The sequence below is a fragment of the Klebsiella sp. KPN54798 genome (genome assembly GCF_021184225.1).
GTDB lineage: Bacteria > Pseudomonadota > Gammaproteobacteria > Enterobacterales > Enterobacteriaceae > Klebsiella > Klebsiella pneumoniae.
Genome location: NZ_CP089234.1, coordinates 2461484 through 2473588, shown reverse-complemented (window position 1 = coordinate 2473588; position 12105 = coordinate 2461484). Strand labels below are relative to the sequence as shown.

The window sequence follows — 12105 nt, the reverse complement described above, 5'->3', positions numbered from 1 at the left end:
TCGACTCGAATCAGGCCCCTTTGCGCTTCGGCAGCGTCTTCATCAGATCGTCCGGGCTGACGGAGGCCACAATGCTGCCCGGGTGCGGCATTTTGAGGATATGGTTTTTGATCTTGCCGACCACGTGCATTTCGCACGGACGGCAGTCAAACTTCAGGGTCAGGACCTCATCGCCATGGATCAGCTGCATCGGCGTGGCTTTCCAGCTCTTAATGGAGCCTTTCGCCTGCTTCGGGCAGAGGTTGAAGGCGAACCGCAGACAATGCTTAGTGATCATCACCGGCACATCGCCCTTCTCTTCGTGCGCTTCATAGGCGGCGTCGATCAGCTGTACGCCATAGCGCTGGTAGAACGCCCGCGCCTTGTGGTTATAGACGTTGGCGAGGAAGGAGAGATGGGTCTCCGGGTAGACCGGCGGCGGTACGGAGACCGGCTTGCGGGTGCCGCGCTGCCAGGCGTTGAGGCGCGCTTCATCCAGCATCTCCGCAGTTTCCCGACGCAGCTGGTTGAGCAGGCTGTTGGGCACAAACAGCGGCGGAAGATTAACCTGCACCTCGCGCGCATAGTAGATGGTTTGCCCCAGTTTTGTGACACCGTCACGCAGGTTGGCCAACGCTTTCTCCGCCTGGTTAGCTTCGGCGAACTCCCCGTCAAGGGTGTGGGTCACGCTGACGCCATCTTCACAGGTCATGGTGAGAACCAGCTGCTCCTGCCAGCCGCTCAACGTCACATCTACCGCGATGCGGCGTTCGCTGGAGGTCTTTAGCAGCGCCTGTTGCCAGTTATGATCGAGGTTGCGGTTGAGCGGCTGATGGGGGCGCACTTTATGCAGATCCGCTGGCATCTCGTTCGGCCATACCCGATAACGGTTTTCGCCGGTTTTTTCCACGGTATTAGCACGGAAGCCCACCACTTCGCGCTTAATCATCACGTTGAGACCATCGCCGTTGGTTAACGGTTCACTGACTTCAACGTCGAGATGGTCTTTGCCTACCTTCAGAACTTCACCCACCGGCAGGCCGATAAATTTCGGCGAATCAAAGGCGCCGATATCGCCTTTGCGGGCATTAACAAAGTAGTCAGTGCTGCCCCGGTGGAAGGTTTTATCCGTGGACGGGATAAAGAAATGCTCAGTGCGTCCAGCCGAGGCGCGCGCCAGGTCGCCGCGATCTTCGATAATGGCATCCAGCATTTGACGGTAGTGCGCAGTGATGTTTTTCACATAACTCATGTCTTTGTAACGGCCTTCAATTTTGAAGGAGCGTACGCCAGCGTCGATCAGCGCCGCCAGGTTGGCGGTCTGATCGTTATCCTTCATCGACAGGAGATGTTTCTCATAGGCCACCACCCGCCCCTGATCGTCCTTCAGGGTATACGGCAAGCGGCAAGCCTGCGAGCAGTCGCCGCGGTTGGCGCTGCGTCCGGTCTGGGCGTGCGAAATGTAACACTGCCCGGAATAGGCCACGCACAGCGCGCCATGGATAAAGAATTCGATAGTGGCGTCAGTGTGGTCGTAAATGGCTTTAATTTGACTGAGGTTCAGTTCGCGCGCCAGCACGATCTGACTGAAGCCGGCGTCGGAGAGAAACTTCGCTTTTTCCACACTGCGAATATCGCACTGGGTGCTGGCGTGCAGCTCAATCGGCGGCAGATCCAGCTCCATGATCCCCATATCCTGGACGATAAGCGCATCGACGCCTGCGTCGTAGAGATCGGTAATCAGCCGCTGCGCCGGCTCCAGTTCATCGTCATGCAGAATGGTGTTCAGCGTCACAAATACCTTTGCGCCAAAGCGATGAGCGAAAGGCACCAGCCCGGCGATATCGCTTAGACTGTTGCTGGCGTTGTGGCGAGCGCCAAAGCCAGGTCCACCGATGTAAACGGCATCGGCGCCGTGAAGGATCGCTTCGCGAGCGATACCGGCGTCGCGGGCAGGACTAAGAAGTTCAAGACGATGATTGTGCAGGCGCATACGCGTGTTGTTATCCAGTATAAGGGGGTCGAAATGGCGGCTATTGTAGTCAGAACCGGGCGCAGACGAAAACCTTTTCCGCCGTCGCGCGACGACGAATTTTCACTTTTCAACAAAGTATTGACGGAAAAGATATTTCCCTCAAATGGCGGCGAAGAGTACTGTCATCACGTATTCCGGATTTTCCTCGTCACGTTGTGAGTGGTTATCATCAGTCATCTTGTCTGGCCGCGGGTTCGCTCGCGGTTTTTTCTTTTGGATAATGGATAAGAGAATGGAAATGGGCCGCCTGGGCGCCGCGGTTACGATACGCATGCGTCGCGTCGCCGGCGAAACGCCTACCCTCACCCGCCTGCAGCGAGTGCCACTCCCCTTGTAAGCACAAATCCAGCGTACCACTTATCACTACCACATGCTCAATCACCCCTTTCTCATGCGGCGTTGATTCGCTCAGCGCGCCGGGGGCAAGGGTTATCGAAAAATGGTCAAAGCGCAGCTCGGGATCCCACGGGAATACTGGCGTCACCACCATCGCCTGCTGCTGCGGATCAAACGCGGAAGGCGCGGCGCTGGCGTCCGGGACGATGAACGCCGAAAACGGTACGTTCAGCCCGGTGGCAATCTTCCACAGCGTCGCCACCGTTGGACTTGATTCATTCCGCTCAATCTGCCCGAGCATGGCTTTCGACACCCCGGTCTCTTCCGCCAGTCGCGACAGGCTCCAGCCTCGCTGCTGGCGCAGGGTTTTAAGCGTTGCCGCCAGATGTTGCGCAATATTCATCCTTCCTCCTGTTTTTACTGCGCAAAGTATACCGCCATTTGTCTGATTTTTTCAGGACGTTTAACGGCATCGTACGCCACTGGCGGCGAGTATTTCTCCCAGGGTAGCTGCGCGAACCACCGCTTGTGCGTTATAACGCACAATGATACAGTGAATGGATGTTATAACGCACATGAGAATCATCGATGCGCTCGTTTAGTCTTCCGCTTCCCACTCTGTTCGCTGGCTTCGTCGCCGTGTTGGTGGGGTACGCCAGCTCCGCCGCCATCATCTGGCAGGCCGCCGCCGCGGCCGGCGCTACCCCGGGCAGATCGCCGGCTGGATGACGGCTCTTGGCCTCGCCATGGGCATCAGTACTCTCGCGCTGAGCGCCTGGCGGAAAGTTCCTGTGCTCACCGCCTGGTCAACGCCGGGCGCTGCGCTGTTAGTTAGCGGCCTGCAGGGGTGACCCTCGCCGAGGCCGTGGGGATCTTTATTTTCGCCAACGCGCTGATCGTTATCTGCGGCGCCACCGGCCTGTTTGCCCGGCTGATGCAGATCATTCCCCATTCGCTGGCCGCCGCGATGCTGGCTGGGATCCTGCTACGGTTTGGTTTGCAGGCCTTCGCCGGCTTACAGGATCATCTGCCGCTGTGCGGCGGGATGCTCGCCGCCTGGCTGCTGTGTAAAGCGCTGTGGCCCCGCTTCGCCGTGGTGGCCGCGCTGGTGATTGGAGCGCTGATTGCGGCGGCGTCCGGGGATGTGGCTAGCGCCGCCGTGCCGTTGGCATTTGTGACGCCGGAATGGGTCGCCCCGCAGTTTACTCCGGCGCTTTTGCTCAGCGTCGGTCTGCCGTTCTTCCTCGTCACCATGGCCTCGCAGAACGCTCCGGGGTTCGCCACCCTGCAGGCATCAGGCTATACCGTACCGGTCTCCGCACTGATCGTCGTTTGCGGGGGGTTGGCACTACTGCTGGCGCCGTTTGGGGTTTATTCCATCTGCATCGCGGCGATCACCGCCGCCATATGCCAGAGCCCGGAGGCGCACCCGGATCCGAACCAGCGCTGGCTGGCGGCCATAGCTGCGGGCGGTTTTTATCTGCTGGCCGGTCTGTTCGGCGGGTCAATCACCGCCCTGATGTCGGCCCTGCCGCCGGCGTGGATCCAGATGCTGGCGGGTCTGGCGCTGCTCGGCACCATCGGCGGGAGTCTGTTTCAGGCAGTGCATCAGGCCAGTGAACGCGATGCGGCGGTGCTAACCTTCCTGGTCACCGCCAGCGGGGTGACGCTGGCGGGAATTGGCTCCGCCTTCTGGGGCGTGGTGCTCGGCGGGGTGAGTTACGGCGTGCTATCCGCGCTGCGCCGCCCGTAGCTGGGAGGGCGTCAGCCCGGTGGCGGCTTTGACCCGATGGCTGAAATGGCTGGGGGAGCTAAAACCACAGGCCAGCGCTATCTCGGTTAACGGCAGCGCGCTATGGCAGATCAGGTTTTGCGCCTTCGCCATTCGCTGCTGCATGACGTACTGATGCGGAGCCATATTTAGCGACTGACGAAACATACGAGCAAAATGAAACTCACTCAGACCCGCCTGCTGCGCCAGGTCGGCCAGGGTCAAGGGCTGATCGAGATGAGCATCGATCCAGGCCAGTACGTGACGCTTTACGCCTGGCGCCAGCCCGCCGGTGACCGTCGGCAAACGCCACTGCACGGTGGAATAGTGCTGGATCAGATGGGTGAGCAGTAAGCTGCTGGCGGCGCTGAGGGTCAGCTGGTTCGCCGGCTGCCGCCAGTCGTTAGCCAGCAAAAACTGACGATACACTGCGGTGATTTTATCATCGCTGGCGAAGGTCTTTTCCTGCAGGGTGAAGTTCGCCGGGCTGCGGTCCCACACCTCCTCGCCGACGCGACGCAGGTGCGCATCGGTACAGTAAAGATGCACAAACGACAGATCGCCGCGGATATCCCATACGCTTTCATCGCCTTTCGGCATCAGACAAAAACGATCCGGGCCGCCGCCATTTTTCCAGCCGTGCGGCGTCTTTTGATAGCTTTCGTAGCCATCAGCGACGTACAGACTTAAAGTATGATGGTCGCTGCGCACCGTCACGGTATCGCAATTGTTATACCAGGCGGCCAGTTGAATACCGGAATTCAGCTCCACGGTTCCCTTCAGCACCGCGTTCTGTCGCCGTAATGTTTCAAATGTCCCGTAACCCATCGTCTTCACACATTGTCTGTAAAAGCCCTAGTCTAGGGAGACTACGGCGCGGTTTCCAGTCCTCACCGCCAGCGGATAGTAAATAAGCGCAAGAATTTGCAAGCCGACAACAAACCGGTGAAAGCCGCAGCAGGCGGCAGCCGGCATACTCCTCCCATCAACAGGTAGAGGAGAACCAGGGTGAACGCATTACTCTATGCACTCGTTGTCGTGATCTGGGGTACAACGTGGATCGCGATTTTTTTACAACAGGGACCGGTGGCCGCGCCGGTATCGATTTTCTGGCGTTTCGCCGTAGCCAGCGTCACGATGCTGGCGATTCTGCTCGTCACACGACGCCTGCGGCCGCTGGGCGCGAAAGATCATCTCTGCTGCCTGCTGCAGGGCTGCTGCGTCTTCTGCTTTAATTTCTGGTGTTTTTATACCGCCGCCGCCTGGATCAATACCGGTCTGGAATCGGTGATCTTTTCGATGGCGGTACTGTTTAACGCCATCAACAGCTTTCTCTTTTTCCGCCAGCAGCCGCCGGGCCGCTTCTGGGCCGCCGCCGCGCTGGGTCTCGCCGGTATCGTCATCCTGTTCTGGGACGACCTGCTGGCCAACGGACTGAACGCCTCGCTGTTGTGGGGGATCGGGCTGAGCGCCCTGGGTACCTACGGTTTTTCGCTCGGCAATATGTTCAGTATTCGCCACCAGCGCCGCGGGCTGGAAACGCTGACCACCAACAGCTGGGCGATGCTCTACGGCACGCTGGTGATGGGGGCGATCGCTCTGCTGCGCGGCGATAATTTTATGCCAGAATGGACCGTCAGCTATCTGGGCGCCCTGCTTTACCTGGCGCTGTTCGGCTCGGTCATCGCCTTTGGCGCCTATTTCACTCTCGTTGGGCGCATCGGCGCCAGCAAAGCCGCCTACAGTACGCTGCTGTTTCCGCTGGTCGCCTTATCCATTTCCACCGTTTATGAAGGGTATGTCTGGCACAGCAGCGCCGTGATCGGGCTGGCGCTGATCCTGCTGGGTAACCTGGTGATGTTTGCCAAACCGGAACAGCTATTGCTGCGCCGAAGGCTGGCCTGAGGAGGCTGAAGAAAAACAGCGCCGTCGTCAGACGGCGCTGGCACGATTAACGCTGAGAGGGATCGAATTTAACGGCGTCGACCGCCATATCATCGATAACCTGCTTCAGGGTATCGACGGTCAGCGGTGTATTCTCATTCGCCAGGGTTTTGCCTTCCCCTTTACGAACGACCTTGATGACCGGCTTATTGGTGCTGGCGTCAATGACCTCCGCCTCAAAGTACAGATTGGTGTCCATGGTACGATGGCCGGTGGCGGCCTGGGTGCCGGCGACAATCATAGCGACCGGGATCACTTCATAGAACTGCAGCCCCTCTTTGCTGGAGTCCACCCCGGTGATCGCCCCGCGGAAGATGAGGCTGCGCTTGCCGGCGGTAGTGGCCAGCGGTTTACGCTCGGAAATAGCCTGTTTCAGCTCTTTATTGGTGTAGTTAAGAATATCCTGCAGCGCCTTCTCCCCTACCTGGGTGGTCGGCTTCGGTACCGGATAGTAGGTCACCGGGTGATAAACGATATTGTCATAGTTGGCCGGATTGAAGTTCGGATCGATCCAGCGCAGCTCCGGCTTGCCGGAGGCAGAGGTCGTTTCTTTCAAACTGGAATAATCTTTTAAGAAGCCCGAATACTGATTCGGTTGCGCCACTTTCGCCGCACAGCCGGTCAACGCCAATATTCCCGCCAGAGCGGCGACTTTCAGTAAAACGCGAGTACGCATAGAGAGATCCCTGTAAATACAGTTTTTTTTCGGCAGACGTTATAGCAAATAGGACCCACTAGTTTTGTGACAAAAAAAGGGCTTCGTCAAGGAAGATTTATAAATATTGATGGCCTGAACATTACGTTAATAAATAATCACTTAAAAGGGGTATCGCGCGGTTTTCCAGGCTCATTTTCGCCGCAACGGGTCTCTGTCTTGCCCAGGCTTTGGCGGGGAATGCGGCGCGGGCGATGCTCAGCTTCCCACGCCGCGGCGAATCAGGCAGGCTTGCGCGCCAACAGGGTGGCGAAGCGCAATTTGATGCGATTGCCGTTGGCGTCGGTGCGATGCAGCTCGCCGACGTCCTCATTGTATTTCAGCAGCTCCCAGCCCTGGTAATAATCACGAAGCTCATCAGGTTTAAAGGCAAACGGGAAGCCGACGGTGCAGGGATAGTCTTCGGTATCCATCGCCGCCACAATCAGGTTATAGCCGCCGGCGGCGGTGCAGCGCTGCATATTGGCGATCAGGCCCGGGATGGTGTCAGGCTCGAGGAACATCATCACTACGGTGGAGAGGATCAGGTCATACTCGCCGTCAAAGCTCAGGCTGTTGAGGTCTTTCACCGCCGTTTGCAGATTATCCAGTCGCTCGGCGGCGCGAATGCTTTCCAGATTGTTGAGGCTCATCGGATTTTTATCCCACGCCGTCACCGCGAAGCCGTTCGCCGCCAGATAAAGGCTGTTACGCCCGTTGCCGCAGCCCAGATCCAGCGCCCGCCCCGGCGGCACAATCGTCGCGGCATGCAGCACCTCGGAATGGGTGCGGGTCAGGCTGTATTTTTGACTAAAATAATCCGCGTCACGCTTTGTCATGATCCTTCCTTCTTATTCAGGAGTGTTTCCCGGTCGACTTGGAGCAACAGTTTCCCGCTAACCAACAGCAACGCTGTACGCAGCAGCAGCAGGCCGACAACCAGATTGCTAAAAATAAATAGCGGCATCGCCAGATGATGAAAAAAGCCGTCTCCCCTGGCCTGGCCGAGATGCAGACCGGTGGTGGCCAGCGCGGAAATGCCGAACGAGAAGCTCCAGAAAGAAGCATTGAACGGCTGACGAAGATACCAGGGCATCAGACGGAGCATAAACAGTAGCTGCAGCAGGCCGTAACCAAACAGCAGCTTAGCGAAGGTATCGGCCTCCCCGCCGTTGACGCTGAGCCAGGCGCTGCAGGCCACCAGCGCAGGCGCCAGCTGGATCCCCAGCGAGGTGCGCAGCGGCGTCGGCAGCTCGCCTGCGCTGCGCAGACGCTGGAGGATCGCCGGCTCGAGGCTCAGCCAGGAGAAGACCCCGGCGCCGAGGAACACCAGTCCGGCATCGGAAAATCCCAGCGCGCCGCAGGCCATCGCGCTGATAAAATTATTGGCTACTGTCGGCAGATACAACCCCGGCGTGGTGGCCTCGCGAGGATGGTTCCCCCGCCATAGCCCACCGCTTTGCCAGGCGGCATAGGCGAGCTGCAGCGCCACGCCCGGCACAAACAGCCCGATCGCCAGCGGCCGGCACCAGGGAGCCAAACCAATCGCCACCAACAGCGTGGTGGCCGGAAACAGGCTGACGAAGCTGCTGCTGACCGGATGACGCATCTCCCGCAGCACGCTCGCCGGAAAGCGGATCGCCCGGCTGATAAACGCCATACTGAGCAGGACCCACATCGCCATCGCCAGCGTCACCAGCCCATCACCAATGCTGCGGCTGACCGGCCAGAGGGTGCTGGCGTAACGCCAGGCGAAGCCCATTCCGATGGTGCCGAGCACCATGCCAAAATAACCCGCCGGCAGGTTTAGCACCTGCCGCGGCGTTTGTGTTTTATTCATTTTACTGATGATATCAATTTAATTTGAAGTTGCATTCTAAAGGAACCTTATCCCGCGCGCTATGGCGATCTTTGCTATGTTTATGTTAACCATAAGTAATAAGGATCGGCCATGCGTAAATACCGTCTCAGCGAACAGACCCGGCAGTATTGTTATGAGGAAGAGCATGGCAAACAAAGCGTCACCCTGCGCCAGATCGTGGCGCTTATTGATTTCGCTGACGTCAAAGCGGGCAGCGAAGGCGGCTGGGTGGATGAGGAATGCGCTCTCAGCCAGCAGGGGGAGTGCTGGATCTACGATGTCAACAGCGTGGTCTTCGCCGGGGCGCGCATCCGTGACGACGCCCGCTTAACCGGGTTCTGCGTGGTCAGCCATGAGGCCACCATCGGCGGACGGGCCTGCATTCACGCCTCGCAGATCAGCCATCACGCGCAGATCAGTGACAACGTCACGGTTATGCAGAGCCAGGTGCGCGGTTATTGTCGCCTTGCCGACGAGGCGCGCCTTCTCCCCCACTGCCAGGTGATTGCCGCGCGCGGGTTAACCGCCGATCGCGACAAAGTCCTGCAGATCTATCAGCGAGCCACCGTCAGCGCCTCGCGCATTCTCCACCAGGCGCAAATCTACGGCGATGCCTTCGTTGAGCATGCGTTTGTCGAACATCGGGCGGAAGTGTTTGACCAGGCAAGACTTGAAGGGAACGAAGAAAACGACGTCTGGGTATGCGATAACGCCCGGGTATACGGGCACGCGCGCCTGATCGCCGGTCGCGGAGAGGATGCCATTCCCACCGTGCGCTACAGTTCGCAGGTGGCAGAGAATGCGGTGATTGAAGGCAACTGCCTGCTGAAGCATCGGGCGATGGTCGGCGGCGAGGCGCAGCTGCGAGGTGGTCCGATTCTGCTCGACGACGATGTGCTGATCCAGGGGCGGACAGTCATCACCGGCGATGTGATCGTTGAGCACCAGGTCTCCATCAATGACGAGGTGCAGATTGCCGCACAGGAGGGAGAGGCCATTCATCTGCGCGGCCCGAAAACGCTTGACGGCCAGCAGCACATCACCCGCACGCCGCTGTTAGGCGCGCTTTAATGCCTCATCGCGGTCAATAATGCGGGCGTAGATATTCTGATCGTCATAGCTACCGTTCAGATACTCGGCTTGTCGGAGACAGCCTTCCAGAACAAACCCGTTGCGCAACGCTACCTGGTTGCTGCGGATGTTCGCCACCCGGCATTTGATCACAAACCGGCGCACCAGCCCGCTGGCGGCATAATGGCGGATAAAGGCCTGTAATGAACGGGAAAGCAGCCCTTGCCCCTGGTGCTCTTCATCGATCCAGTAGCCAATATAGGCCGTTTTATTCTGCGGCTCGATCTGATTGAACGACAGGACCCCGACTAGCTGCTTATCGAGAAACAGCAAAAACATTTTGGCGTAATCCCGCTGATGCAGCATCACGTTACCCTGCACATGGCGGCGGGTCTCGTCTTCGCTGCGTACCTCGGCGGGCCAACTGAGCGACTGCTGTAGCCAGCGCTGGTTTTTGACCACCAGCTGGTGCAGGTCGCTAACGTAGCGCTCATCAATGGCGATTAGCGTCAGCGCGTCGGTTACCGGGATCGACTCAGGTACTGCTGGGATATCTGCGGTCATAGCGCTCTCTTCTGGCCCGCAGAGACTGCCTGCGGGCGTCGGGTGACTCAGGGTTATTTCATGATCCGGTCGTCAACGTAGTTGCGTTTATCTGCTGCCGGCGGGAAATACTGATAGAGCCAGGTTTCGCTGATGGCTTCTCCCTGACAGCGCAGGAACAGACGCATCTCCACCGGGTCGGTTGAGTCGGTGGTCGGATACCAGTCGAAAAGGATCCGGTAGCCATCGAACGGCTCGACGTAGAGGATCTCAATCTGCTTCGCTTCCCCGCTGGAGAGGGTGATCACCGGTTCAATACCGCGCGGCGCGGCCGCCTTCAAATCGCCGCCGACAAAGTCGATGGCAAAACGACGCGCCCACTTATCCGGGTAGTGTTCACCCGGCGCCCATCCCTCGGGGAAGCCCCCCATCCCGGTGCGGGTGGCCAGAACGCGCGCCAGCGGAGTGCTCACCGGCGGCTGCGCGCTCCAGTAAAGACGGTAGCGGAAGTCCAGTTCGTCGCCCGCCTTCACCGCCTTTTCCGGCTGCCAGAAGCAGACGATATTATCCAGCGTTTCGCCGGTAGTTGGGATCTCCATCAGGCTGACCGCCCCTTTGCCCCACTGGTTACGCGGCTCAACCCACAGGCTGGGACGCTTGTTATACCAGCCCATCACATCCTGGTAGTGGGAGAAATCACGGTCCAGCTGCAACAGACCAAAGCCGCGCGGGTTCTTGTCCTGGAAGGCATTGAACTGCAGCTTCTGCGGGTTATTCAGCGGCCGGCAGACCCATTCCCCGTTGCCCAACCACATTGACAGCCGATCGGAGTCGTGGATTTGCGGATGGATGGTGTCGCACATCCGCCGCTCATTATTGCCGCAGCTGAACATACTGGTCATCGGCGCGATACCCAGCTGTTTGATATCCTTGCGGGCGTAAAGGTGGTTTTCCACGTCCATGATAACCTGGGTATCCTGGCAGTGGATGGTGAACTTGTAGGCGCCAGTGATGCTCGGGCTGTCCAGCAGCGCGTAAACGGTAAACACCGTGGCGTCCCCTTTGACCGTTTCGAACCAGAACGACGTAAAGTCGGGAAACTCTTCCGGGGTATCGGTAAAGGTATCCACCGCCAGACCGCGGGCCGACAGGCCATACTGATAGGTGCTGTCTACCGCGCGGAAGTAGCTGGCGCCGAGGAACGCCACGATATCGCGGCGCGCCAGCTCCGGCGCTTTAAACACCCGGAACCCGGCGAAGCCGAGGTCAGACTGTCCTTCCAGCTGACGGGTATCCACACCGGCGTCATTGTACTTAAACAGCTCCGGACGGAAGTGGATCTCGCGCGCCTGCTGGGTGCTGGCGTCTAAAGAGAACATCCGCACGCGGCGACGGAACCCCATCCCGACGTGGAAAAACTGGATGTCCAGCTTACGCTCTTCAATATTGTTCCACAGCGAGTGGTTGGCATCGTACTGGATGCTGTTATAGGCCTGCGGGGTGAGATTGGCGAGCGTCGGCGGCAGATCGCGCGGGGCGCCGCCCCACGGCTGGCGCGCCAGATCGTGAGCCATCGCCTGCAGAACAGCATAATCAAAACGACGCGTTTGCCCGTCGGCAATGCCCGCGTCTTCGGCAAAAGCGGCCTGACTGAATAAGGAAGCGACTCCTGACGTTCCGCATACGGCGGCAACAGCCATGGAAGATTTAAGAAAACGTCTGCGGTTCATGCCTGAGAAAGCGTCCTTCTGCACGGGTGAATTGATTCGCAACGCGTCATCACGCTGCGTGATAATTTCCGCCCACTCTAGACAAAAACGATTAATAATCCAATTGTTGCCAGCAGAAAAAAGGTAAAAAAGCCCTGTCCA

Annotated in this window: 11 protein-coding genes and 1 pseudogene; 4 read left to right on the top strand and 8 right to left on the bottom strand. The window is 58.7% G+C overall.

Features of this window, described 5'->3' with window-relative positions; translation table 11 throughout:
- Positions 1–10: 10 nt before the first annotated feature.
- Positions 11–1972, bottom strand: a complete 1962-nt coding sequence (locus tag LPQ25_RS11890; RefSeq protein WP_002907469.1) for a peptidase U32 family protein — start codon at positions 1970–1972, stop codon at positions 11–13.
- A 33-nt stretch (positions 1973–2005) separates the two neighbouring features.
- Here LPQ25_RS11890 and LPQ25_RS11885 point away from each other — a divergent pair, with 33 nt between their 5' ends.
- Positions 2006–2173 (top strand): hypothetical protein, encoded by a 168-nt coding sequence (locus LPQ25_RS11885; RefSeq protein WP_041168960.1) that lies wholly within the window; start codon positions 2006–2008, stop codon positions 2171–2173.
- A 10-nt stretch (positions 2174–2183) separates the two neighbouring features.
- Here the strand turns inward: LPQ25_RS11885 and LPQ25_RS11880 are convergent, their stop codons facing one another.
- Complete coding sequence (locus LPQ25_RS11880; protein WP_002907473.1) at positions 2184–2753, bottom strand: helix-turn-helix domain-containing protein; 570 nt, start codon at positions 2751–2753, stop codon at positions 2184–2186.
- Positions 2754–2938: 185 nt separating this feature from the next.
- Between LPQ25_RS11880 and LPQ25_RS11875 the strand changes: the two are divergent.
- Positions 2939–4103 (top strand): annotated as a pseudogene (locus LPQ25_RS11875) (benzoate/H(+) symporter BenE family transporter).
- On the opposite strand, the gene LPQ25_RS11870 reads toward LPQ25_RS11875, so the two are convergent.
- Positions 4080–4949 carry an AraC family transcriptional regulator gene (locus LPQ25_RS11870; protein ID WP_004151213.1) on the bottom strand — a complete coding sequence of 290 codons (870 nt, stop codon included), beginning with the start codon at positions 4947–4949 and terminating at the stop codon, positions 4080–4082. The pseudogene LPQ25_RS11875 and the gene LPQ25_RS11870 overlap by 24 nt on opposite strands.
- Positions 4950–5129: 180 nt before the next feature.
- Between LPQ25_RS11870 and LPQ25_RS11865 the strand changes: the two genes are divergently transcribed.
- Positions 5130–6026 carry a DMT family transporter gene (locus tag LPQ25_RS11865; RefSeq protein WP_004180146.1) on the top strand — a complete coding sequence of 299 codons (897 nt, stop codon included), beginning with the start codon at positions 5130–5132 and terminating at the stop codon, positions 6024–6026.
- Positions 6027–6072: 46 nt separating this feature from the next.
- Here LPQ25_RS11865 and LPQ25_RS11860 read toward each other — a convergent pair whose 3' ends face one another.
- From LPQ25_RS11860 to tehA, 3 genes are all read right to left on the bottom strand, one after another.
- Positions 6073–6741, bottom strand: coding sequence for a DUF3313 domain-containing protein (locus LPQ25_RS11860; RefSeq protein WP_004180147.1), 669 nt, complete (start codon positions 6739–6741; stop codon positions 6073–6075).
- 260 nt (positions 6742–7001) lie between these two features.
- On the bottom strand, positions 7002–7598 hold the full coding sequence (gene tehB / locus LPQ25_RS11855) for a tellurite resistance methyltransferase TehB (protein ID WP_004891517.1): 597 nt from the start codon (positions 7596–7598) through the stop codon (positions 7002–7004).
- Positions 7595–8599, bottom strand: a complete 1005-nt coding sequence (tehA, locus tag LPQ25_RS11850; RefSeq protein WP_002907483.1) for a dicarboxylate transporter/tellurite-resistance protein TehA — start codon at positions 8597–8599, stop codon at positions 7595–7597. Before tehA ends, tehB begins: the two co-directional genes overlap by 4 nt.
- Before the next feature lie 111 nt (positions 8600–8710).
- Between tehA and ydcK the strand changes: the two genes are divergently transcribed.
- The gene (gene ydcK / locus LPQ25_RS11845; protein WP_004891515.1) at positions 8711–9691 is read left to right on the top strand and encodes a YdcK family protein; all 981 of its coding nucleotides are present in this window, start codon (positions 8711–8713) and stop codon (positions 9689–9691) included.
- On the opposite strand, the gene rimL is transcribed toward ydcK, so the two are convergent.
- Together rimL and LPQ25_RS11835 are read right to left on the bottom strand one after the other, a co-directional pair.
- On the bottom strand, positions 9677–10255 hold the full coding sequence (gene rimL / locus LPQ25_RS11840; RefSeq protein WP_014907501.1) for a 50S ribosomal protein L7/L12-serine acetyltransferase: 579 nt from the start codon (positions 10253–10255) through the stop codon (positions 9677–9679). The two genes, ydcK and rimL, sit on opposite strands and share 15 nt — an antisense overlap.
- Before the next feature lie 53 nt (positions 10256–10308).
- The gene (locus tag LPQ25_RS11835) at positions 10309–11964 is read right to left on the bottom strand and encodes a glucan biosynthesis protein D (RefSeq protein WP_002907489.1); all 1656 of its coding nucleotides are present in this window, start codon (positions 11962–11964) and stop codon (positions 10309–10311) included.
- Between the last annotated feature and the right edge of the window lie 141 nt (positions 11965–12105).

Bases quoted from the DNA above. Each gene is read 5' to 3' on its own strand.
- LPQ25_RS11890 (WP_002907469.1), bottom strand. From the start codon at position 1,972: ATGCGCCTGCACAATCATCGTCTTGAACTTCTTAGTCCTGCCCGCGAC.
- LPQ25_RS11885 (WP_041168960.1), top strand. From the start codon at position 2,006: ATGGCGGCTATTGTAGTCAGAACCGGGCGCAGACGAAAACCTTTTCCG.
- LPQ25_RS11880 (WP_002907473.1), bottom strand. From the start codon at position 2,753: ATGAATATTGCGCAACATCTGGCGGCAACGCTTAAAACCCTGCGCCAG.
- LPQ25_RS11870 (WP_004151213.1), bottom strand. From the start codon at position 4,949: ATGGGTTACGGGACATTTGAAACATTACGGCGACAGAACGCGGTGCTG.
- LPQ25_RS11860 (WP_004180147.1), bottom strand. From the start codon at position 6,741: ATGCGTACTCGCGTTTTACTGAAAGTCGCCGCTCTGGCGGGAATATTG.
- tehB (WP_004891517.1), bottom strand. From the start codon at position 7,598: ATGACAAAGCGTGACGCGGATTATTTTAGTCAAAAATACAGCCTGACC.
- tehA (WP_002907483.1), bottom strand. From the start codon at position 8,599: ATGAATAAAACACAAACGCCGCGGCAGGTGCTAAACCTGCCGGCGGGT.
- ydcK (WP_004891515.1), top strand. From the start codon at position 8,711: ATGCGTAAATACCGTCTCAGCGAACAGACCCGGCAGTATTGTTATGAG.
- rimL (WP_014907501.1), bottom strand. From the start codon at position 10,255: ATGACCGCAGATATCCCAGCAGTACCTGAGTCGATCCCGGTAACCGAC.
- LPQ25_RS11835 (WP_002907489.1), bottom strand. From the start codon at position 11,964: ATGAACCGCAGACGTTTTCTTAAATCTTCCATGGCTGTTGCCGCCGTA.